The following is a 22591-nucleotide window of genomic DNA, read 5'->3' as shown; positions in this document are numbered from 1 at the left end:
ACAGTAATGAAAATATTATCGACCAATAAAGCTTTTGGCGGAGTTCAGGGCGTTTATTCCCACAGCTCCGCCGAAACTGGAGCAGATATGACCTTTGCGGTCTTTGTTCCGGAGCATCCGGCGGGAACAAAACTGCCGGTGCTCTGGTATCTGTCCGGCCTGACCTGTACCCATGCCAATGTGATGGACAAAGGCGAATATCGCCGTCTCGCGGCGGAGCTGGGTATCATTGTGATTTGCCCGGATACCAGTCCGCGCGGCGATGATGTGCCCGATGATGACAGCTATGATATGGGGCAGGGTGCAGGCTTTTATGTCGATGCGACGGAGCAGCCCTGGGCGGCCAATTTCCGTATGCGTAGCTATATAGAGCGGGAACTGCCCGCGCTTATTGCCCAGAAATTTCCGGCTGATATGGAGCGGCAGGGCATATTCGGTCACAGCATGGGCGGTCATGGCGCACTCACCATTGCACTACGCAATCCCGCTCTGTTCAAAAGCGTATCGGCCTTTGCACCTATAGTCTCGCCATTGAACTGCCCGTGGGGGCACAAGGCGCTGGGCGGCTATCTGGGCAGCGATCAGGCAAAATGGCGCGACTATGATGCCTGCGCGCTGATAGACGCCGGCGCACGCGTCGATGATATATTGATCGATCAGGGCACAGCGGACCAGTTTCTTGAAGAGCAGCTTAAACCAGAATTGCTAGTGGAATCCTGCGAGCGCGCCGCTATTCCACTCACACTCAATATGCGCGAAGGATATGATCATAGCTATTTTACCATTTCGACCTTCATGGGCGATCATTTGCACTGGCACGCGGAGCGGCTTTAATATGACAGTCACGCGGAGCGGCTTTAATATGACAGTTACGCGGAGCGGCCTTAATGTTTACTGACACCCTAGATATAGCGCAGATACGCGAAGCCGTGCGTGCCTTGTGCAGTGATTTTTCCGGCAGTTACTGGCGGGAAAAGGATCGGGAACGCGCCTATCCTGCTGAATTTGTTGATGCTTTGACCAAAGCCGGGTTCCTCGGCGCACTTATTCCGGAAGAATATGGTGGCAGCGGTCTGGGGTTGACTGCCGCAACCGCAATATTGGAAGAAATTCACCATAGCGGTTGCAATGCCAGTGCCTGCCACGCGCAAATGTATATCATGGGCACAATTTTGCGTGATGGCAACGACGAGCAGAAACAGCAATATCTGCCCAAGATTGCGACCGGAGAATTGCGCCTGCAAGCTTTTGGTGTGACGGAACCGGGCAGCGGGACCAATACGCTTGGCCTGAAAACCACTGCGGTTCGTGATGGCGATGATTATATTATCAATGGTCAGAAAGTGTGGACCAGCCGCGCGGAATATAGCGACTTGATGGTTCTTCTGGCGCGCACCACACCGCTGGATCAGGTGCAGAAGCGGACGGAAGGCCTTTCGGTGTTCATTGTCGATATGCGCGAGGCGGTTGGTAATGGCCTGACAATCAAACCCATTCGCACGATGATCAATCATAGCACGACCGAGGTTTATTTTGATGACCTTCGTGTTCCGGCAGCGAACCTTATTGGTGAAGAGGGCAGGGGGCTGCGCTATATTCTGAACGGAATGAACGCGGAGCGGGTTTTGATTGCTGCCGAGTGTATTGGCGATGCACGCTGGTTCACGGAAAAATCATCAAATTATGCCCGCGAGCGAGAAGTGTTCAATCGGCCGATCGGCCAAAATCAGGGCGTCCAGTTCCCCATCGCGCGCAGCTATGCCCAAACCGAGGCGGCGGCGCTTATGGTGCGTAAAGCGGCGGCTATGTTTGATGGCGGACAGTCCATGGCGGCTGAGGCAAATATGGCGAAAATGCTGGCTTCCGAAGCATCATGGGCGGCTGGTGAGGCCTGTATGCAGACGCATGGCGGATTTGCCTTTGCCGAGGATTATGACATCGAGCGCAAATGGCGGGAAACACGATTGTATCAGATCGCGCCGATTTCCACGAACCTGATCCTGTCCTATCTGGCCGAGCATGTGCTGGACCTGCCGCGATCTTATTAAGCGTTGCTCGATAGCCCCGCTTAGTAACCCAGCGCCTGTCCGTCTTTCCGCATTTCCGTTGCGCCGTGATAAACGCCGGTTTCCGGGTCGCGGACTATCGCCTGATAGCCGCCGAACATGGCGCCGTTGCTGACCAGTTCGACCTTGTGGCCCATGGCTTTGAGCTTGGCAATTTCCGCGTCCGCTATGCCCGGCTCGACGTTCAGTGTCCCCAGTAAATCCGCTCCTGTCCCGGCCAGATCATCTGTGGGTTGTCGTCCACCGTCATGGTTCAATCGTGCGGCATCTCCCGCTTCTTGCAGGTTCATGCTGTAATCGACGAGATTGATCATCACCTGAACATGCCCCTGCGGCTGCATGCCGCCGCCCATCAGGCCAAAGGACATATAGGGTTTGCCATCCTTTTTCATGAAGGCCGGAATAATCGTCTGGAACGGGCGTTTGCCCGGTGCATAGACATTGGGGTGGTCGGGATCGAGGGAGTAAAGCTCCCCGCGGTCCTGAAACATGAAGCCCAGACCATCAGCAACCAGGCCGCTGCCCATGCCGCGATAATTGGACTGGATCAGGGAAACCATCATCCCGTCCTTGTCCGCCACGGTGAGATAGGTCGTGTCGCCTTCACCCTCCAGCTTCGGTTCGCCCGGTCCAAATCCCGGTGTCGCCTTCTTCGGGTCGATCAGGGCAAAGCGCTCCTTGCCATAGGCATCGGACAATAACCAGTCGAGCGGGGCAGGGGACATGTCGGGATCGGCATAAAAGCGGGCGACATCCTCAAACGCCAGACGCTTTGCTTCGGTTATGTAATGCAGCACTTCGGCACTGCCGCGTGGATATTGGGCAAGGTCGATATTCTTGAGGATATTCGCTATTTGCAGCGCGGCAAAACCCTGACTATTGGGCGGCAATTCGCATAGTTCATAACCTTTGCGATAGGTGACACAGCCCGGCTCGACCCATTTGCTGTCATGCGCGGCTAGATCTTCGTAACGCAGATTACCACCAATCCGTTTGAAATAGGCGTCTATAGTCCGGGCAATCTCCCCTTTGTAAAAGGCATCCCGGCCGCCTTTGGCAATCTTGCTCAACGTGTTCGCAAGATCGGGGTTTTTGAAAATCTCGCCTGCTTTCGGGGCACCGTTCGCAAAATAGGTTTTACGGGCATTGTCAAACGCGCCGATCATGCCGAGATTTTCTTCAAACCGTTCAAGATTGCTGGCATAATAATAGCCGATGACCGGCGCGATGGGGTGGCCTTCTCTGGCATATTTTATGGTGGGGGCAAGGATATCGGCCATGCTCAATTTGCCGAAGCGTTCGTGCATCTCAAACCAGCCATCGACCGTTCCCGGCACAGTGACGGGCATCGGGCCAAATGGCGGAATAATCTTGCTGCCGTCAAGCTGGTCGATAAATTCTGCATAGGACGTGCCCATCGGGCTTTTGCCTGATCCGTTCAGACCGTATAGCTTTTGCGTTTTCGGGTCCCAGATGATGGCGAATAAATCGCCGCCAATCCCGTTGCCGGTCGGCTCCATCAGCCCAAGCGCCGCGTTGGCAGCAATCGCGGCATCAACGGCTGTGCCGCCTTTTTGCAAAATATCAATGGCGACCTGGCTGGCCAGCGGATGGGCCGTCGCCGCCATGCCATTTGCCGCATAGACGGGGCTTCGGGACCATGGTTCACCAACGGGGCGTCCGCCGGCACCTATGTTCCAAACAGGCTTAGCTGTTTCACCTTCCGCTGTTTGCGCAGAAACCGGAGCAATGAATGAAGTGATGCAAAGGGTGGAAGCGAGCAATGCCGGGAATATTCTTTTATTCATAAGACGGCCCTTATATTGACGTTTTCCTGACTGGGACTGCCATGCACTTTAACCGCCACAGGTATAGTATCAACCTGTTTCGAAGAGCGAGTTGCAGTCCATAATCATTACGATCCGGTAATCATGGCGCTTGACTTCATATTAAACATCACTATGTTGCATTGCAGCAAAGGCGAATATCCGAAAATTGATATTTGTCTGGCGAAAGTTCTGCGTGAGAGATGGACAACCATCTCGAACCATAGCCTCATTGCTTCTCAATTTTCTCGGCAGCCTGATCACGCGGGTCGTCTTAACCGACGGCGGACACGCGCATGGCAATGATGCTGTGCGGTATCGCTCGCTGCTTTTTTTAAGGTATTATTTTTTGACTAAATTTTCTGATTTCGCTCTAGCGGAACCTATTTTGACGCGCGTAACCGAAGGTGGTTACACAACGCCATCTCCCATCCAACAACAAGCCATTCCGCCTGCGCTGGAAGGCAAGGACATCCTTGGTATCGCGCAAACCGGTACCGGCAAGACCGCTGCTTTCTCTCTTCCCTCTATCCATCATCTTCTCAGCAACAAGCGTAAAGCTGGCCGTTTTGAATGCCGGATGCTGGTGCTTGCACCAACGCGGGAATTGGCTCGGCAAATCGCAGACAGCATGACCGGCTATTCAAAAGGGTTGGGCATGTTTGTGACCTCTGCCTTTGGCGGTGTTCCAATTAACCGGCAAAAACGGATATTGGAACGCGGTGTCGATGTGCTGGTTGCAACGCCCGGTCGTTTGCTCGACCTGGTTGACCAGCGTTCACTGAACCTTTCCAAGGTTGAAATTCTCGTGCTCGACGAAGCTGACCAGATGCTGGACCTTGGTTTCATCGTGCCGTTGAAAAAGATTGTTCCGCTGCTTCCGAAACAGCGTCAGAGTCTGTTCTTCTCGGCAACCATGCCTAAAACAATTTCGCAACTGGCCGACCAGTTCCTGACCAACCCGGTTCAGGTTTCGGTAGCTCCGCAATCGACAACTGCCGAGCGCGTTGACCAACAGGTTACCTATATTAATCAGGATGATAAGCAGCGCTTGCTCAAGGATTTTATTAACAAGGAAAATCCTGATCACATGCTGGTCTTTACCCAGACCAAACATGGCGCGGACAAGGTTGTGAAAAACCTGATGGCCGTTGGCATTCATAGTGCAGCCATTCACGGCAACAAAAGCCAGCCGCAGCGTGAACGCGCTTTGGGTGACTTCAAAAAGGGCAAGATCAACATTCTTGTCGCCACCGATATTGCGGCGCGGGGAATTGATGTCGATGGCATCACCCATGTCATCAATTTCGATATGCCAAATGTGTCCGAACAATATGTCCACCGTATCGGCCGCACGGCACGCGCCGGGGCTTCGGGCATTTCCTATTCTTTCGTCGCTCCGGATGAACGTCAGTTCCTGCGTGATGTGGTAAAGCTAACCGGTGTAAAACCCGATGTCATTGACTTGCCAGAAGGCTATGATGAACCTCCGCGTGAGGAAGTGGCGCCGCGTATTTATGGCCAGAAGCCAAAGAAATATGGTGCACAACCTACGCGCAGCGGCCCGCCAAAGAACAAGCATAGCGCCCGTAAAGGCCGCCCCGGCGGCGGAAGCGGTCGTGGTGGACCCGGTTCCAAGAGCGGTGACGGCCCCAAACAATGGAACAACGGCGCAAAATCATTCAAGCGTCGTCAGGCACGAAAAGTAGAAGCTTAATCACTGCATAAAATGTTGGAGTCTGACAGATGGGAAATTTCCTCATCGGTCAGGCCCAGCCAGCTTTGTAACGCGGCGACATTATGTTCGCCGCGTTTTGCTGTTCTGCTATTGCTATCAATACCGCTTTTCGATTTTGAAAAGCGGTAAGGGGACTGCACCGTCCGGCGTGCATTGCCTGCATCATCGGTGATATCGACAATGGTGCCCAACGCCTTGATACTGGGCTGTTCATAGACTGCCGGGCCAAAGGGATGCACTTCCCCCCAGGCCAGATTGAGCCTGTCCAGCGCTGCGGTCAGCGCATCAAAGCTTTCATAAGACAGGATGTGCTTTTCAATCGCTTCCCGCCGAAGCTTTGCCTTGGTGGGGATGTCCGCGCCTGTCGGTGTCGGGTCGGTCAAACCGTCCTTGGTGGAAAAAACTATCCATAGCCATTTCATATCGCCGGTTATTATTACCCGGCGGTCTTCCGGCACATCCCAGACCAGATTCTCCGGCTCCTTGGGCCAGCCATTATCAAGCGCAAGATGGGCATAATCATCGGACGAGTGAAGCGCATTGAGCATGGCAAGGTCGATATATTGTCCTTCCCCCGTTTGATCACGCGAGCGCAGAGCAGTCAGGATGGCAATAATGCCGTGGAGCGAGCTGTAACTGTCGGCCATGGCAAATTGCATGTCGGTGGGGTAACCGCCGCTCATCTCTGCCTGACGCGCGATCAAACCGGTCTCTGCGTGAACGACCGGTGCATAGGCCGCCTTTTCCCGCTCTGGCCCCGTCTGGCCGTAACCGGAAATGGATAGCATCACGAGCCGCGGGTTGACCTTGGACAGATCATTCCAGCCAATGCCAAATTTATCCATGATGCCGGGGCGGAAATTCTCGACAACGATATCGGCTTTGGCGGCCAGCTTTCTTATGACATCCGTGGCTCCGTCGGCTTTCAGGTCGATGCAGATATTCTGTTTACCGATATTCATCTGCAAATAATTGCCACTGACCCCGCTGTCCCGCTTGAACAATTTGCGGGTCACATCACCTTCCGGCGGCTCGACCTTCAAGACTTCGGCACCAAGATCCGACAATAATCGCGTGGCATAGGGTCCCGCCACAACGCGCGAAAAATCCAGGACTTTCAGTCCCGCTAAAGGAAAATCTGCCATTGCTATCTGATATTAAAGTTTCATCTGCTGCTTGATGGTCTTCTGCGTTGTCTCGCCATATGGCGGCATGAAACCGGCTAGTTTGGCAATGTTCATCTTGGGCTGGCGAAAAACTGCCTTGGCATGGCTGAATTCCTTAAAGCCGTCATGCCCGGTATAGGCTCCCATGCCCGAAGGACCAACGCCGCCAAAGGGCAGGTCATGCTGGGCTACGTGGAAAATCACGTCATTGACCGTGACACCGCCGGAAATCGTCCGGTCGAGCACCTTGCGCTTGTCCGTCTCCTTCTCGCCGAAATAATAGAGGCCCAGCGGACGATCATGATCGTTCACATAATCGATCACTTCGTCGAGGTTGCGATAGGCCTTGACCGGCAGGATTGGCCCGAAAATCTCTTCCTGCATCACGCGCATGTCATCATTGACATTTTGCAGCACCGTCAGCGGCATTTTATTGCTGTTGGTGTTGGAGAAATCCTCATCCCCCGGATTGACCTCGGTCCGTTTTGCCCCTTTGGCGACGGCATCGTCGATCAGGCCCTGTAGCCGCTCACGGTGACGGGCGTTAACGACAGAGGTATAGTCATCATTGGCAATCAAGGTTGGATATTGCTCGGACACATTGCTCACAATACCAGAGACAACTTCTTCTTCCTTATCTTGCGGCACCATCAGATAATCGGGCGCCAGACAGATTTGCCCGGCATTCATCATCTTGCCCAAGGCAATGCGCTGCGTCGCTTTTTGCACATCCGCATCGGGGCCGATAATCGTTGGCGATTTTCCGCCCAGTTCAAGTGTAACGGGGGTCAGGTTTTTGGCCGCCGCAGCCATAACATGCCGCGCAATCCCGCCGCCGCCGGTAAAGATCAGGTGATCCCACGGAATTTCAGAGAAAGCCTTGCCCGTTTCCGGACCGCCGGTAATGACCAGCATTTCTTCGGGTGCGAAATATTCCGATACCAGTTTTTTGACCAGTTCCCCGGTTTCCGGACAGAATTCCGAAAATTTGATCATCACCCGGTTGCCCGCGCCAAAGGCACCGATTGCCGGATCAAATGCCAGGTTGATCGGGAAGTTCCACGGAGAAATAACACCAACCACACCCTTGGGTTGATATTCCACAGCCCCGCTCGCGCCCAAAAGACCAAGCGGGAAATCGGCCTTGCGTTTTTCCGGCCGCATCCATTTTTTCAGGTTTTTCTTGTGATCCTTGGCATGGCCGACCACGGAAATCAGGTCGGTCATCACTGTCTGGACCGGGCTGCGATGGCCAAAGTCATTGGATACGGCCGCACACAGGTCATCCATATGGTCGATAATCATCTGCGCGGTGCGGTTGATTCGGTCCATCCGGGCTTCATAGCTGACGGGTAGCTCGGCATGAAAGGCATCCCGCTGTGCCTGAAACGCGGCCATTATTTCGTCTTTGCTTACTTCGCCCGCTGCTGCTTCTAATGCTTCCATGACTTTTCTCCTGCAAAGCGTCTGGTTGCGCTTATTAGTTTTGGTTTCAATTAACCACTTAAACTAAGTTTTTGCAGTTTGTCGAGGACGAACCTTTTATTTGGGCTTCTATTTCTATCTGGCCGTTTCTATTGGGATAACGCTTTTATCGCTTCCGCCATTGCCATCGTCTGTTCGGCTTGCTGCAAATGGAGCAATTCTGTCATTTTTCCGTTCACGGTAATGACCCCTTTACCCGCATTTTCAGGGTCTTTGAAAGCAGCAATAATGGCCTGCGCCTCCGCAATTACATTCTCATCCGGCGCAAATTCGCGGTTTGCGATATCGATCTGGGACGGGTGGATCAGAGTTTTTCCGTCAAAGCCATAGGCGCTGCCCCGACGACATTCCTGCTCCAGCCCTTCCGGGTCGTTGAAATCATTATAAACGCTGTCGAGTATATTCATCCCGTAAGCCCGCCCGGCCATTATGGTCTGGGCGATCGCGGGCAGGAACAGCGTCCGATCCTGCTGAGCGCGCATTTCCTTGGCGAGATCGTTAAAGCCCATGACAAATGTCGTCAGCCGGGTGGAAGTCGCAGTTTCAGCAATTTCGGCAATATTCAACACAGCAAGCGGCATTTCAATCATCGCCCAAAGCTGCATTCCTTCAGCAGCTCCCGCCTTGTCCATAAGTGCGGATATTTGCACAATATCAGAAGCATTTCTGATTTTCGGAACCAGAACAGCATCCGCCTTGCTGGCACATATCCGCTGTATATCGCGGTCAAACCAGGGTGTATCCATGGCGTTCAACCGAACAACCATTTCGCGCGAACCATATCCGCCATCATCAAGGGCCGCAAATGCCTGATCCCGGGCACTGTCTTTAGCATCCGGCGCAACCGCGTCTTCAAGATCAAGAATGATCGTATCCGCCGCCAAAGTCTTCGCTTTTTCCAAAGCACGGGCATTGGATGCGGGCATATAAAGGCACGAACGGCGAGGGCGAAAAGATATGTTTGTCATGGCGAGTTGCGTATCACCCTGATGGCCGGTGGGAAAGCCTGAACTTGACCAAACCGTTACTTCCCATTTCCCAGAGGGTTATTGGATGCCAATAAAGCCCTAGCTTGCAAGCCTGAGATCGCTCAACTTTTGCAGGTTATCCGGCTGGTCCGGCCATATTCCGCGGGTGTCATAGACGACTTTGCCCGCCCGTTCATCCAGCGGGATTGATTTGAACATATCATGGTCCGTTAGCGTGATGATTACCGGGCAATTTTCAAGTGCCGTATCAATGTCGATCAGCTCGGCGCCCGTGCCCTTAAACGCTGTGGGCAGTTCGCCGGCATAAGGCTCTACTATCTTGATACGGCTGCCATATCGCCGTGCGAGTTTGGCCGCTATTTTCAGGGCAGGGCTTTCCCGGAAGTCATCAATATTGGCTTTGAAAGCCAGTCCGAAGCAGGCGATCGGAACGGCGGGTAACTCGTCTATCATCAAAGATGCCTGTTCCAGAACATGTCCGGTTTTCCCATCGTTCACTTCGCGGGCGACGCGAATAAGCGGAGTATCGTCCGGGGCGCTGTGGATGATGAACCAGGGGTCGACGGCGATGCAATGCCCGCCAACACCGGGGCCGGGCCGCAATATATTGACACGCGGATGACGATTGGCGAGGCGGATCACTTCCCACACGTCCAGTTCCATTTTGTCAGCGACAATGGAAAGCTCGTTGGCAAAGGCAATGTTCACATCGCGGTAGCTATTTTCGACGAGCTTCGTCATTTCTGCTGCACGAGCGGATGTGGTGACGCATTCACCGCGCACAAACCGGCGATAGAAACCCAGTGCCTTGCGGGCGCAGCGCGGGGTGATGCCGCCGATGCACCGGTCGTTATTGGTCAGCTCTTCCAATATTCTGCCGGGCAAAACCCGTTCCGGACAATAGGCAATGGCAATATCCGGTATTTCATTGGTTAAGCCGGGTATCTTAAGATCAGGCCGCAAGTTTGCGATCAGGTCCCGCACTTTTTCAGTGGTGCCGACAGGTGATGTCGATTCCAGGATTACGATATTACCAGCTTTCAGTGCAGCCGCGACATTCGTAGCCGCTTCCATGACATAACTGATATCCGGTACATGATCCTCTTCAAAAGGGGTCGGCACTGCGATTACAAAAACGTCCGCTGGCTCGACCTGCAGAGATGCCCGCAAGCTGCCCCGCGAGACCACGCCTTGAACCAGCCCTTCAAGGTCAACTTCCTCGATATGGATTTTCCCGCTGTTGATGGTGTCAACAACACCGGCCATCACATCGACGCCAAGGACCGGGCAGCCAGAACGCGCGATTACGGCAGCGGTTGGCAAACCGATATAACCCAAGCCCATAACGCAGACGGACGGTTTTTCGTCGAAAAGCATGGTAGCAAAATCTCCTGATCGCACACGGTTTGCAGGGGTGCGATAAATTCAGGATTGGTGTATCGGGACTTGGTAAATATTTAGGTAATTTGGCGAGAGGCTTACCCGGCAAGTGCGGTTTTGCCTTACAGTCGGCAGATCAGCCGCACTCAATGTCGTAGAAATTCTGAATAATCCGCCATGCTTCATCTGCGGTTTCGACAAACTGGAACAGGTTCAAATCTATCGGGCTGATGGTTCCTTCTTCTGCCAGGGCATCGAAGTTAATCACCCGGCTCCAGAACTCTTTGCCGAACAATAGGATGGGCAGCGGTTCCATCTTTCCGGTTTGCACCAGCGTTATCAGCTCGAGAAATTCGTCCAATGTACCGAAACCACCGGGGAATACGGCGACCGCACGCGCGCGCAGCAGGAAGTGCATCTTACGCAGGGCAAAATAATGGAACTGAAAGCTGAGCGATGGCGTCACATATTCATTTGGCGCCTGTTCATGCGGCAGGACGATGTTGAGGCCGATAGACTCTTTTCCGGCATCAAACGCCCCGCGATTGGCGGCTTCCATGATGGACGGACCGCCGCCCGAGCAAACTACAAAGTCGCGCTTGCCGTCTTTTTCTATACCGCATCGGCTTGCCAGCAGGGCCAATCTGCGGGACTCGTCATAATATTTGGATTTCTTTTTCAGCAGCTTTGCCGTTCTCAAGCTGGCTTCGTCCACTGCGGCTTCGATCAGGGCATCGGCCTTGGACGGTTCGGGAATACGCGCCGAGCCATAGAAGACGAGTGTCGAACCGATTCCGGCTTCATCGAGCAGCAATTCGGGTTTCAGCAATTCCAGTTGAAACCGGACGGGACGCAGTTCTTCGCGCAGCAGGAAGTCTTTATCCTGAAAGGCGAGTGTATAGGCGGGATTCTTTGTCTGAGGGGTTTTGAGAGATCTGTCTTTTGCAAAACTGGCTTCTTCTTTCGCGCGGTAAAAGCGGCGTTCGTGTAAATCTTTTTCTGTCATATTTGTGCCCTAGAGCAAAGCGATACGGCTTGCCAATGTGATTGATGGCTTAACTGTAAAATCCGGTTAGCGGCAATAGCCGTTGCCGCTCATGTCAAAGTGGAAATGGTTATAATGGTCGGCATTATAATCGGGGCTTAGCACCGTTCCAAAGCGTCGGCAGGCACTTCGATGGATGACTTTCAGGAATTGTTCCGCAGGACCGCCATCGCGCCAGTTTCCGGTTAATGAGATGCGCCTGCCATCGGCCAGCACAAAGGCGGACACGTCAATCGCGTTGGCTTTGCTATGTTCGGACCTGCGGTTGGAGCCAGCGATATTGCGGCAGCTATAGCTGCCCATGGTTTCGATCCGCACCAGTTCGCTGCCCAGATATTGGCGGGCGGCGCGCTTGACGGCATATTCTGTCCATGCGGCAAATTTATTGGCGAGTTCACAGCGGACAGGACCAAGGTTGGTCACTTCGGTACGGTATCCGGCATTCATCAATTTGACCGCGCCAATCTGGCTGCAACCGCCGCTGAAACTCTGGCTGGGCAGGGGGGAGAAGCTGACACCGGCGGTTTGCAGTTCCATGAAACATTGTTTTGTTTCTGCGTTGGTGACGATGGGCCGGCTGCTGTCGGAGGGCCGTTTGCCGTCGGATATGCCGCCAGATATGCCGCACGCGCTGAGCGTTAACGACAGGATCGCTAAAGATAAAAAATTGCGTGCAACCGGCGGCTTTCCCATTGTTACTTTCATAAGCAGCGCTTGATGTAGCTTTCCCAAATCTCCACTGAACAGGACCAGCTATACCGATTTTTCAGCGGGTTGGACAGTCTTTGCGATAAAGCGAGCAAATAATTCCGGCCCTAGTGATTCGGGGATAAGCAAATAATAACAGCCTGAGACGCTTGCCAATTCTGGATCGGCGGAGTTCTTTTTTGCTCGAAACAATCTGTTTTGACGGATTTATCGGCTTATCGGGAAATGTTCCTTGACTTGGCTTCTTGCAAGAGACATTGCGGCGACGGGCCACGCGGTCCCAACGCCGCGCGAGCTCTCTGTGAGGAGAAGCATTAAAATGACTGATACTACGATTTCGCAACCTGAGTTGCGTCCAAATTGCCCGAATTTTTCATCGGGCCCTACAGCCAAATTCCCCGGCTGGTCTCTCGACAAAATCAACACCGTGGCCATGGGCCGCTCTCACCGTTCTGCTACTGGCAAGGCGCGGCTGAAATATGCCATCGACCTAAGCCGGGAACTGCTCGGCATTCCCGACGACTATCTAATCGGCATTGTTCCGGCGTCCGACACAGGCGCGGTTGAACTGGCGATGTGGAACATGCTCGGCGCGCGTCCGGTAACGGTTGCGGCGTGGGAAAGCTTTGGCAATGTCTGGATCCAGGATGCCGTGAAGCAGCTCAAGCCAGCCAACCTGTCGGTGCTTGAAGCCGATTATGGCGAGATTCCTGACCTGACGCAGATTGATAAGGGCGATGATGTCGTCTTTACATGGAACGGCACAACTTCTGGTGCGCGTATTCCCGATACCGACTGGATTGCCGCTGACCGCGAAGGCGTGACCATCAACGATGCCACCAGCGCGATTTTCGCTCAGGAAATGGACTGGTCAAAGCTCGACGCGACGACCTATAGCTGGCAGAAAGTCATGGGATCGGAAGCCGGTCACGGCATGCTTATCCTCAGCCCCCGTGCTGTCGAACGCATCGAAAGCTATACTCCTGAATGGCCGCTGCCTAAAATCTTCCGCGTGAAGAAAGGCGACAAGCTCAATCGTGCCATTTTTGAAGGCGCGACGATCAACACGCCGTCTTTGCTCGCAACCGAAGATTATATCGCGGCGCTGGAATGGGCGAAATCGATTGGCGGTTTGAAAGAGCTGCAAGCCCGTGCGGACCGCAATGCCAAGATCGTTCACGACTGGATCGAAGCTACTCCGTGGATGCGCAACATGGTCAGCGATCCTGCAAAATGGACCAATACCGGCGTTTGCATGGTATTCCAGGGTGACTGGTATCTTGGCCTGAACGAAGAACAGAAAGCCTCTGTGCCCAAGAAAATCGCTTCCATGCTGGAAAAGATGGACATTGCTTACGACTTCAATGGTTACCGCGATGCGCCGCCATCTTTGCGTATCTGGTGCGGCTCGACCGTCGAGGAAGAAGATGTTCGCCGCCTGCTGCCATGGATTGAATGGGCGTATGAGCAGGTCAAAGCCGAGCTTTCTGCTTAAGAAAAACTCTGTGCCCCCGCGCTGGCGGGGGCCCTCCTACAATATCCTTTAGTATAGAGCGCAGGTTTCGGGACGAAAGCTCCCCGCCTGCGCGGATATACGGGACAGGAAACAGGAATAATAAAATGCCAAAAGTTTTAATATCCGACAAAATGGATCCACGAGCCGCCGAAATTTTCCGTGAGCGCGGTGTAGAAGTTGACGAAATCACCGGACTGAGCCCGGAAGAATTGATGAAAATCATCGGTGAATATGATGGTCTGGCCATCCGTTCATCGACCACTGTGACACCCGAAATACTGAACGCTGCGACCAATCTGAAAGTGGTTGGCCGTGCCGGTATCGGGGTGGACAATGTCGATATTCCAGCCGCTTCCGCCAAAGGCGTTGTGGTGATGAACACGCCATTTGGTAACAGCATCACAACTGCGGAACATGCGGTTGCGATGATGTTCGCGCTGGCCCGCCAGCTTCCGGAAGCCGACGCCTCTACACAGGCCGGCAAGTGGGAGAAATCGCGGTTCATGGGTGTCGAGCTGACCAGCAAGACACTGGGCCTGATCGGTGCCGGTAATATCGGTTCGATTGTTGCCGAACGCGCGATTGGCCTGCGTATGAAGGTCGTGGCTTTCGATCCGTTCCTGACTGCGGAACGTGCGGTTGAAATGGGCGTTGAAAAAGTGACGCTGGACGAGCTTCTCGAACGCGCGGACTTCATCACCTTGCACACGCCTTTGACGGACCAGACACGCAATATCCTGTCTGCCGAAGCACTTGCGAAGACAAAGCCCGGCGTGCGGATTGTGAACTGTGCACGCGGCGGTCTGATCGACGAAGCAGCTTTGAAAGAAGCGCTGGAATCCGGCCATGTAGCCGGAGCGGCGCTGGACGTTTTTGCTCAGGAACCTGCCAAGGAAAACCCGCTTTTCGGCACACCCAACCTGATCTGCACACCGCACCTGGGCGCTTCGACCAGCGAGGCACAGGTGAATGTCGCGATACAGGTTGCCGAACAAATGTCGGACTATCTGGTCAATGGCGGTGTTTCCAACGCGCTCAACATGCCCAGCCTGTCTGCGGAACAAGCACCTAAACTGCGTCCTTATATGGATCTTGCCACACAGCTTGGTTCTTTGGTCGGCCAGTTGGTCGGTGACCAGATTAAAGGCGTCGCTGTCGAGGTAGAAGGTGCGGCTGCAGAGCTGGACCAGAAGCCGATTACCGCTGCGGTTCTGGCCGGTTTGATGAGTGCCTATAGCGACTCGGTCAACATGGTGAACGCGCCCTATCTTGCCAAGGAACGCGGTCTTGATGTTCGCGAAGTGCGGCACGACCGCGAAGGCGATTATCACACGCTTGTCCGTGTATCTGTGACCACGGATGAAGGTGAGAAGTCGGTAGCGGGAACGCTGTTCGGTTCTTCCGGTCCGCGCCTTGTCGAAATGTTTGGCATCAAGGTCGAGGCGGATATGGAAGGCGATATGCTTTATATCGTCAACCGTGATCAACCCGGCTTTATCGGCCGTGTCGGTTCGACCCTGGGCGAAGCCGGCGTCAATATCGGCACCTTCCACCTCGGCCGCCGTGCCGATGCACCGGGCGGTGACGCAGTATTGCTGCTCTCCATCGATTCGCCGGTGGGTGAACCCATATTGTGGGAAATCTGCAACCTGGAAGGCGTGAAAACCGTAAAGGCTCTGCGCTTCTAGGAAAAGTCTGGCCCTCTCCCCACCGGGGAGAGGGTTGGGAGAGGGGCGTATCTAAAAATGCCACAGGTTGATAAAACGCTCCTCGCCCGCGCCAAAGAAATGCGGAAAAATCCGACATCTGCTGAAGCGAAGCTTTGGCATGCACTGCGCGCGAAAAGATTTCAGTCTTTCAAATTTACTCATCAGGTTGTAATCGCACCCTATATCGCAGATTTTGTGGCGCGTTCTTACAAGCTTGTCATAGAGCTGGATGGTGACACGCACGGTTTCACGCATGATTATGACCAAAGACGAACTCGGTTTCTTGAAGATAAAGGCTATCATATTTTGCGGTTTACTAATAGCGAAGTGATGGCGAACTTAGACGGGGTATTGCAGGTAATTTTAATGTCATTATTGTCTTCATCCGTTGCCCCTCTTCCTAACCCTCTCCCCAGAGGGGAGAGGGAATGATCAAGAATCTGCTGCCAGAAGGCTTTCACGATTCCTTGCCGCCGCTTGCCGAAGCCGGTTTTCGTCTGGAACGGGATGTGCTCGATACGCTCGCCAGCCATGGCTATGCGCGCGTATCGCCGCCCTTGGTGGAATATGAAGATGTTCTGACCGGGCGGATGAAAGGATCGACGAAAAGCGATCTGATGCGCTTTGTCGATCCGATTTCCCAGCGCACCCTGGCGCTACGGCCCGATATTACCATGCAGATCGGGCGGATTGCAGCGACCAGCCTGTCGCGTGCAGCGCGTCCCCTACGGCTCAGCTATTCCGGGCAGGTTTTGCAATTGCGCTCCGGCCAGTTGCGTCCCGAACGCAGCCGCTTGCAAATCGGTGCGGAATTGATCGGTAGCGATAGCGTCGCTGCAGCAAGCGAGATTGTGTCCGTTGCGATAGAAGCACTGATGCAGGCTGGCCTGACCGGCATTACCGTTGATTTCACTATGCCCGATCTGGTCGATATTCTTTCCGCCGGGCCATTGCCGTTAAGCGACGCAGACGCAGCCGAAGTGCGCGGCGAACTGGATATGAAGGACGCAGGCGGCCTCGCCGAACTGGGGGCGACCGGCTATTTGCCGCTCATCGAAGCCACCGGGCCATTTGATGACGCGATGGCAAAAATGCGCGCCTTTGCCAGCGATGATCTGCTCACATCGCGGCTTGATGGCATTGCTGCGATTGCCGCGACCATCAAGGACAAGGCGAACCTGACCCTTGATCCGACCGAACGCCACGGTTTTGAATATCAGAACTGGTTTGGCTTTACCCTGTTTGCCGAAGGATTTGTCGGCGCTATGGGACGCGGCGGCAGTTACGAGATTCCGGCACATGATGGCGGAACAGAAAATGCCGTGGGCTTTTCCCTTTATCCCGGCCCGCTGATTGACGCGGGTTTCAGCGCAAAACGCAAGAATACGGTTTTCCTGCCCCTGGGACATGACAGCCAGGCTGCGGCTGCGCTGCGTCTGGACGGGTGGAGAACAGTTGCGGCATTGTCACAAGATGATAAAGCGGAAGATCTGCGATGCACCCACATTTTGGTGGGCCCGACTCCACAAGAAATCTAACCCGCTAGTAGCAAGAAAGACGTTTCAAATATGGCCAATGTAACCGTTATCGGTGCCCAATGGGGTGATGAAGGCAAAGGCAAAATCGTTGACTGGCTATCGGAGCGCGCTGACGTTGTCGTGCGGTTCCAGGGCGGTCATAATGCCGGGCATACTTTGGTCGTAGATGGCGAGGTTTATAAACTGTCGCTGTTGCCTTCGGGCATTGTGCGCGGGGCGCTGTCAATCATCGGTAACGGCGTGGTGCTGGACCCGTGGCATTTGCGTGACGAGATTGAAAAACTGCGCGGGCAGGGCGTTGTCATCAATGCGGATAATTTCGGTATTGCCGAAAACTGCCCGCTGATCCTTCCCATCCACCGCGATCTGGACGCGATGCGTGAAGATGCCAGCGGCGAAGGCAAGATTGGCACGACGCGGCGCGGCATTGGTCCGGCTTATGAAGATAAAGTGGGCCGCCGTGCGATCCGCGTGTGCGATCTGGCCCATCTGGACGATCTGGGTCCGCAGCTTGACCGGCTTTGCGCGCATCATGACGCGCTGCGCGCCGGTTTCGGGGTTGATCCGATTGACCGGGAACGACTGCTCGCCGACCTGCGCGAGATTGCCGATTCCGTGCTGCAATATTCCCAGCCTGTGTGGAAGCGCCTCAACGAAGCGCGCAAACGCGGCGACCGTATATTGTTCGAGGGCGCGCAGGGCGTGCTGCTTGATGTCGATCACGGAACCTATCCGTTTGTCACCAGCTCCAACACCATTTCCGGCACAGCGGCGGGCGGTTCCGGCATCGGGCCATCGGCAACCGGCTATGTTCTGGGCATCGTCAAAGCCTATACCACCCGCGTCGGCTCTGGTCCGTTCCCGACCGAGCTTAGCGATGAAACCGGGCAACGCCTCGGCGAGCGCGGCCATGAATTCGGCACGGTAACGGGGCGTCAGCGGCGCTGCGGCTGGTTTGATGCGGTGCTGGTGCGTCAGGCGCTTGCCGTGTCCGGTGTGGCGGGAATTGCGCTCACCAAGCTGGACGTTCTTGATGGATTTGAAGAGCTGAAAATCTGTGTCGGATATGATCTGGACGGCGTAACCTATGATTATCTGCCACCCCATCATCAGGATCAGGAAGCTGTAAAACCGATCTATGAAAGCATGCCGGGGTGGAGCGAATCCACCGCTGGCGCGCGCAGATGGGCGGACTTGCCAGCGGCTGCGATCAAATATATCAGGCGCGTCGAAGAACTGATCCAGTGTCCGGTGGCTCTGGTTTCAACTTCTCCTGAACGCGACGATACGATTTTGGTGACCGATCCCTTCGCGGATTAAATCCAGCTCATCAATTATGCGAAAAGCCAAAGGGCGTATTGGACTGGCGGTAATCGTCGGGCAATATCTGGCGGCCAATCGGCGGCGCTGAACGCGCGCGGCATTGGGTGCGGTGGCACAGGCGGCAGGTGACACCGATGGGTGTTGCATTTTCCGGGCTGATGTCCGTGCGGTCCTGGGTGTAGATCAGGCGGTCGGCATGTTCGGCCGCGCAGCCCAGCGCTATGGCGCGCTCAACACGCGGCGTGCCAAATTGGCCGCCGCCTGCGGTCACTGTTCGGGCAATGGAAAAAAACCGCTGCCCGTCCGGCAGTTCCAGCCATTGGGTGATGACCTGTCGCGGCATGCGAAAGGCATGGTGCACCGACCACAAGGGACAGGCACCGCCGTGGCGCGCAAAGGGAAAGCCGGCACCGTCCAGACGCTTGGACACATTGCCGGCGGGGTCCACGCGAATGAAGAAGAACGGCACGCGCTCTTGCCCCGGTTTCTGAAGCGTGGTGAGGCGGTGGGCCGTTTGTTCAAAACTTGTGCCGAACTGGCGGGCCAGAGCCTCGACATCATAATGGCGTTTTTCGACCGCTTTGGCAAAGGCGGTATAGGGCATCAGCAAAGCCGCTGCGGCATAGCTGGTCAGCGCGCGCCGTGTGAGCTGTTCGCTGCTTTCGGTGGTGAAGCTGCCATCTTTCAGCACCATATCAATTTCGTCTTTCAGCTCCAGATAGGATAGCTGCAGCGCCAGTTGGAACATCTGGCTGGCATGGTCGAGCTGATCGTCGAGCAATATCTGGCGCCTATGCCGGTCAAGCCGCCTCGTTGCGCCCATCATCACATCGGACGGCATCCTGCGGACCTGCAGGCCGTGCTTATCCTTGAAATAGGCGATCATGCTTTCCTGACCGTTCACGGTCTCGGCAAGGCGCTCGGCGGCGTCGTCAATATTGGAAAAACTGTTGCGGCGGGCAGCCAGAAAGCGGCGCGCCTGTGCGACCGGGTCCGCGGCATCGGCATCAACGCTGCTGCTGCCCGCTCCCGCGCCGGTATCCTTGTCGGCCAGCGCCATCTGTTCTTCGCGGTAAGCAGTGTAAAGCCGCAGCATCGCCTCGGTAAAGCCGGGGTAGCTGGTCGCCACGTCCGCCGTGTCGAGCTGGGGAAAGTCTATATCCGCGAACATCGGGTCTTTCAGAACCGACCCCAGCCGCGCGGTATATTCTTCGCCGCCATCGCCTGCCAGTTCCGACATGTCGATTTTATAGGTGCGGGCAAGACGTAGCAGCATATCGGCGGTAAACGGGCGCTGGTTCCGCTCCAGAAGCGCAACATAGGATGCCGATATTTCCAGATCAGCGGCCATATCCGCCTGGGTCAGGCCCAGATCACGGCGCAGCCTTTTCAGGCGCGGGCCCATATAGACGGGGCGTTCACTGGACATGGGAAACTCGTTTCATCTTCTGCGACTCGTGGTTTGTAATATCCTTACAACTATACAACAAATTTTTGTAAAGCGTTACAGTTAAACTTCGCAGCGCTTCGGTCTGCGCCATTGGCAGCGTAAAAGGGGGGCATAGCTTAAGACGAATCACCGGCTGCACAAAGGGCCGACACCCAAAAGGAGATGACCATGTCATATCAAGACCATATTAATCAGACCAACGCGCTGATCCAGAAACAAAACGGAACATGGGACGGCATTGACGCCGAATCCGTCGCCCGTATGCGTTTGCAGAACCGTTTCCAGACCGGCCTTGATATTGCCAAATATACCGCCGCTATCATGCGCGAAGACATGGCCGCCTATGATGCCAACCCCGCCAATTATACCCAGTCGCTCGGTTGCTGGCACGGCTTTATCGGTCAGCAGAAGATGATCTCTATCAAAAAGCATTTCGGCAGCACAAAGGGCCGTTACCTTTATCTTTCCGGCTGGATGGTTGCCGCTCTGCGTAGCGAATTCGGCCCGCTTCCGGATCAGTCGATGCACGAGAAAACATCCGTGCCCGCGCTGATCGAAGAGCTTTACACCTTCTTGCGTCAGGCCGATGCCCGCGAACTGGGCGGCCTGTTCCGCGAAATTGACGCGGCACGCGACAGCGGTGACATGGTTACCGAAAAACGGCTGCTCAACGAAGTCGAAAACTACCAGACCCACGTTGTTCCGATTATCGCCGACATTGACGCCGGTTTCGGTAATGCAGAGGCAACCTATTTGCTGGCCAAGAAAATGATCGAAGCCGGTGCCTGCGCCCTGCAAATCGAAAACCAGGTGTCCGACGAAAAACAATGCGGTCACCAGGACGGTAAAGTCACCGTGCCACATGAAGACTTTTTGGCGAAAGTCCGCGCTTGCCGCTATGCGTTTCTGGAACTGGGCGTTGATGATGGCATCATCGTCACCCGCACCGACTCTCTGGGCGCTGGCCTTACCAAGCAGATTGCGGTCAGCAAGGAACCGGGCGATCTGGGCGACAAGTATAACAGCTTCCTCGATTGCGAAGAAATCGACCCTGCAACGGCGCAAAATGGCGACGTTATCCTGAACCGCGACGGCAAATTACTGCGGCCCAAGCGTTTGCCGAGCAACCTGTTCCAGTTCCGCGCTGGAACCGGCGAAGACCGCTGCGTGCTGGATTGCATCACATCATTGCAGCACGGTGCCGACCTGCTGTGGATCGAAACCGAAAAACCGCATATCGAACAGATTGCCGGGATGGTTGACCGGATCCGCGAAGTTATACCCAATGCAAAGCTGGTCTATAACAACTCGCCATCGTTCAACTGGACGCTGAACTTCCGTCAGCAGGTTTATGATGCATGGACAGCGGAAGGCAAGGACATGACCGCCTATGACCGCGCCAATTTGATGAGCGCCGAATATGATGCGACCGAGCTGGCTGTCGATGCCGATGAGCGTATCCGGACTTTCCAGGCGGACGCCGCGAAACGGGCCGGTATTTTCCACCACCTGATTACCTTGCCGACCTATCACACGGCTGCGCTGTCAACCGACAACCTCGCCAAGGAATATTTCGGTGAGCAAGGCATGCTGGGCTATGTTCTGAACGTCCAGCGTCAGGAAATCCGTCAAGGCATTGCCTGCGTGAAGCACCAGAATATGGCCGGTTCCGACATTGGTGACGATCACAAAGATTATTTCGCCGGTGAAGCGGCCCTGAAAGCAGGCGGCGCAGACAATACGATGAACCAGTTTGGCTGATCATCCGGTTACAGATTGAATGAAAGAGGCCCGGCGGTTCAAACCTCCGGGCCTTTTTTGTTCCAGTAATGGGATATATTCCAATCTTACGTCCCGAATTCGGTCCAGCGTCAAACGACCTCACTCAGTCGTGGTCGTTTCTTCGGTTGTGTCTGTCGCGGTACCTTCATCCACTGGCGGTGTATCGGTTTCCGCATTATATGCCGGGTCCGTGGGGTCCACTACTGGCGCTTCACCGCCGGTAAGATTGCCATCAACGGGGGCAGTATCGTCCATGGGAACCGTATCAAGCGGCTCTTCCACGGGCGGGACGGGCATTTCGTTACTGTTTTCCAGAGCCGGGTCTTCGGCTGGCGGCGCATCACAAGCGGCAAGCGCGAATATGGCGGGCGCCGCGATCAATGTGGGTTTCAACAAATTTTTCATGATCTCTCTTCCTTTTTATCCAAATGCGGCGGCCAATCCAGAAGGGGGAGGATAGCCTACCCGGATTGACCGCTCGCATAAGCACGTCCTGGTTGGCTTGGCCCTGGCGTGCTTTAATTATTATGGGGTTGGGGCCTATTTGGGATCGGGTGCTCCGTCACCGTCCTGATCGAAAGCGTCGGGGGCGCCATCGCCATCTGTATCCCAGCTATCGGCCTTACCGTCACCGCGTTGGTCCCAGGCGTCATTTTTGCCATCGCCATCAGAGTCGATGGTTGGCGGAGCAGCTTCAGGAGTAGCAGCTTCTTCTGTTGGTGCTGCTTCTTCGGGCGGTGTATCTTGAGCGAAACCAGGTGCGGCGATCAATGTAGCGGCACCAAAAGCGGCTGTAATCATTGGTAGTTTTTTCATTTACTCAACTCCATTAATTACCCCCTGCCGGTTTCAAAAATGGTAGTTATTATG

General features: G+C 54.8%; 19 protein-coding genes. 9 read left to right on the top strand and 10 right to left on the bottom strand.

Annotated elements, in window-relative coordinates:
- Positions 1-6 precede the first annotated feature (6 nt).
- Both fghA and VIN76_RS12575 read left to right on the top strand, forming a co-directional pair.
- Positions 7-834 (top strand): S-formylglutathione hydrolase, encoded by an 828-nt coding sequence (gene fghA / locus VIN76_RS12580; RefSeq protein WP_332042198.1) that lies wholly within the window; start codon positions 7-9, stop codon positions 832-834.
- A gap of 53 nt (positions 835-887) precedes the next feature.
- Positions 888-2048 (top strand): acyl-CoA dehydrogenase family protein, encoded by a 1161-nt coding sequence (locus tag VIN76_RS12575; RefSeq protein ID WP_332042197.1) that lies wholly within the window; start codon positions 888-890, stop codon positions 2046-2048.
- Between the two features lie 20 nt (positions 2049-2068).
- Here VIN76_RS12575 and ggt read toward each other — a convergent pair whose 3' ends face one another.
- Positions 2069-3874: a gamma-glutamyltransferase gene (ggt, locus tag VIN76_RS12570; protein WP_332042196.1), complete on the bottom strand. Its 1806-nt coding sequence runs from the start codon at positions 3872-3874 to the stop codon at positions 2069-2071.
- Positions 3875-4241: 367 nt separating this feature from the next.
- Here ggt and VIN76_RS12565 point away from each other — a divergent pair, with 367 nt between their 5' ends.
- Positions 4242-5609: a DEAD/DEAH box helicase gene (locus VIN76_RS12565; protein WP_332042195.1), complete on the top strand. Its 1368-nt coding sequence runs from the start codon at positions 4242-4244 to the stop codon at positions 5607-5609.
- Here VIN76_RS12565 and VIN76_RS12560 read toward each other — a convergent pair.
- The 6 genes from VIN76_RS12560 to VIN76_RS12535 form a co-directional block, all read right to left on the bottom strand.
- Positions 5606-6775: a CaiB/BaiF CoA-transferase family protein gene (locus tag VIN76_RS12560; RefSeq protein ID WP_332042194.1), complete on the bottom strand. Its 1170-nt coding sequence runs from the start codon at positions 6773-6775 to the stop codon at positions 5606-5608. The two genes, VIN76_RS12565 and VIN76_RS12560, sit on opposite strands and share 4 nt — an antisense overlap.
- A 12-nt stretch (positions 6776-6787) precedes the next feature.
- Complete coding sequence (locus tag VIN76_RS12555; protein ID WP_332042193.1) at positions 6788-8242, bottom strand: coniferyl aldehyde dehydrogenase; 1455 nt, start codon at positions 8240-8242, stop codon at positions 6788-6790.
- Positions 8243-8370: 128 nt separating this feature from the next.
- On the bottom strand, positions 8371-9249 hold the full coding sequence (locus tag VIN76_RS12550; RefSeq protein ID WP_332042192.1) for a CoA ester lyase: 879 nt from the start codon (positions 9247-9249) through the stop codon (positions 8371-8373).
- Between the two features lie 99 nt (positions 9250-9348).
- Positions 9349-10647 carry a UDP-N-acetyl-D-mannosamine dehydrogenase gene (wecC, locus tag VIN76_RS12545; protein ID WP_332042191.1) on the bottom strand — a complete coding sequence of 433 codons (1299 nt, stop codon included), beginning with the start codon at positions 10645-10647 and terminating at the stop codon, positions 9349-9351.
- A 139-nt stretch (positions 10648-10786) separates the two neighbouring features.
- Positions 10787-11656 (bottom strand): LOG family protein, encoded by an 870-nt coding sequence (locus tag VIN76_RS12540; protein ID WP_332042190.1) that lies wholly within the window; start codon positions 11654-11656, stop codon positions 10787-10789.
- A gap of 66 nt (positions 11657-11722) precedes the next feature.
- Positions 11723-12400 (bottom strand): extensin family protein, encoded by a 678-nt coding sequence (locus tag VIN76_RS12535; RefSeq protein WP_332042189.1) that lies wholly within the window; start codon positions 12398-12400, stop codon positions 11723-11725.
- Positions 12401-12722: 322 nt separating this feature from the next.
- Here VIN76_RS12535 and VIN76_RS12530 point away from each other — a divergent pair, with 322 nt between their 5' ends.
- The 5 genes from VIN76_RS12530 (at position 12723) to VIN76_RS12510 (ending at position 18486) form a co-directional block, all read left to right on the top strand.
- Positions 12723-13898 (top strand): phosphoserine transaminase, encoded by a 1176-nt coding sequence (locus VIN76_RS12530; protein ID WP_332042188.1) that lies wholly within the window; start codon positions 12723-12725, stop codon positions 13896-13898.
- A 125-nt stretch (positions 13899-14023) separates the two neighbouring features.
- A complete protein-coding gene (serA, locus tag VIN76_RS12525) occupies positions 14024-15607 on the top strand; it encodes a phosphoglycerate dehydrogenase (RefSeq protein ID WP_332042187.1) in 1584 nt (527 codons plus the stop codon).
- A 57-nt stretch (positions 15608-15664) separates the two neighbouring features.
- Positions 15665-16060, top strand: coding sequence for an endonuclease domain-containing protein (locus tag VIN76_RS12520; protein ID WP_332042186.1), 396 nt, complete (start codon positions 15665-15667; stop codon positions 16058-16060).
- Positions 16057-17166 (top strand): ATP phosphoribosyltransferase regulatory subunit, encoded by a 1110-nt coding sequence (locus tag VIN76_RS12515; protein ID WP_332042185.1) that lies wholly within the window; start codon positions 16057-16059, stop codon positions 17164-17166. Before VIN76_RS12520 ends, VIN76_RS12515 begins: the two co-directional genes overlap by 4 nt.
- 30 nt (positions 17167-17196) lie before the next feature.
- The gene (locus VIN76_RS12510) at positions 17197-18486 is read left to right on the top strand and encodes an adenylosuccinate synthase (RefSeq protein ID WP_332042184.1); all 1290 of its coding nucleotides are present in this window, start codon (positions 17197-17199) and stop codon (positions 18484-18486) included.
- 10 nt (positions 18487-18496) lie between these two features.
- Here the strand turns inward: VIN76_RS12510 and VIN76_RS12505 are convergent, their stop codons facing one another.
- On the bottom strand, positions 18497-19918 hold the full coding sequence (locus VIN76_RS12505) for a helix-turn-helix domain-containing protein (RefSeq protein ID WP_332042183.1): 1422 nt from the start codon (positions 19916-19918) through the stop codon (positions 18497-18499).
- Between the two features lie 189 nt (positions 19919-20107).
- On the opposite strand from VIN76_RS12505, the gene VIN76_RS12500 reads away from it, so the two are divergent.
- Positions 20108-21700 (top strand): isocitrate lyase, encoded by a 1593-nt coding sequence (locus tag VIN76_RS12500; protein WP_332042182.1) that lies wholly within the window; start codon positions 20108-20110, stop codon positions 21698-21700.
- 120 nt (positions 21701-21820) lie between these two features.
- Here the strand turns inward: VIN76_RS12500 and VIN76_RS12495 are convergent, their stop codons facing one another.
- On the bottom strand, positions 21821-22126 hold the full coding sequence (locus VIN76_RS12495) for a hypothetical protein (protein WP_332042181.1): 306 nt from the start codon (positions 22124-22126) through the stop codon (positions 21821-21823).
- A gap of 135 nt (positions 22127-22261) precedes the next feature.
- Complete coding sequence (locus VIN76_RS12490; RefSeq protein WP_332042180.1) at positions 22262-22537, bottom strand: hypothetical protein; 276 nt, start codon at positions 22535-22537, stop codon at positions 22262-22264.
- Positions 22538-22591: the final 54 nt, after the last annotated feature.

It is taken from the genome of Parasphingorhabdus sp. (assembly GCF_036568145.1).
Lineage (GTDB): Bacteria > Pseudomonadota > Alphaproteobacteria > Sphingomonadales > Sphingomonadaceae > Parasphingorhabdus.
The sequence above is the reverse complement of the archived record's forward strand: the minus strand, read 5'-3'. Positions and strand labels throughout refer to the sequence as shown.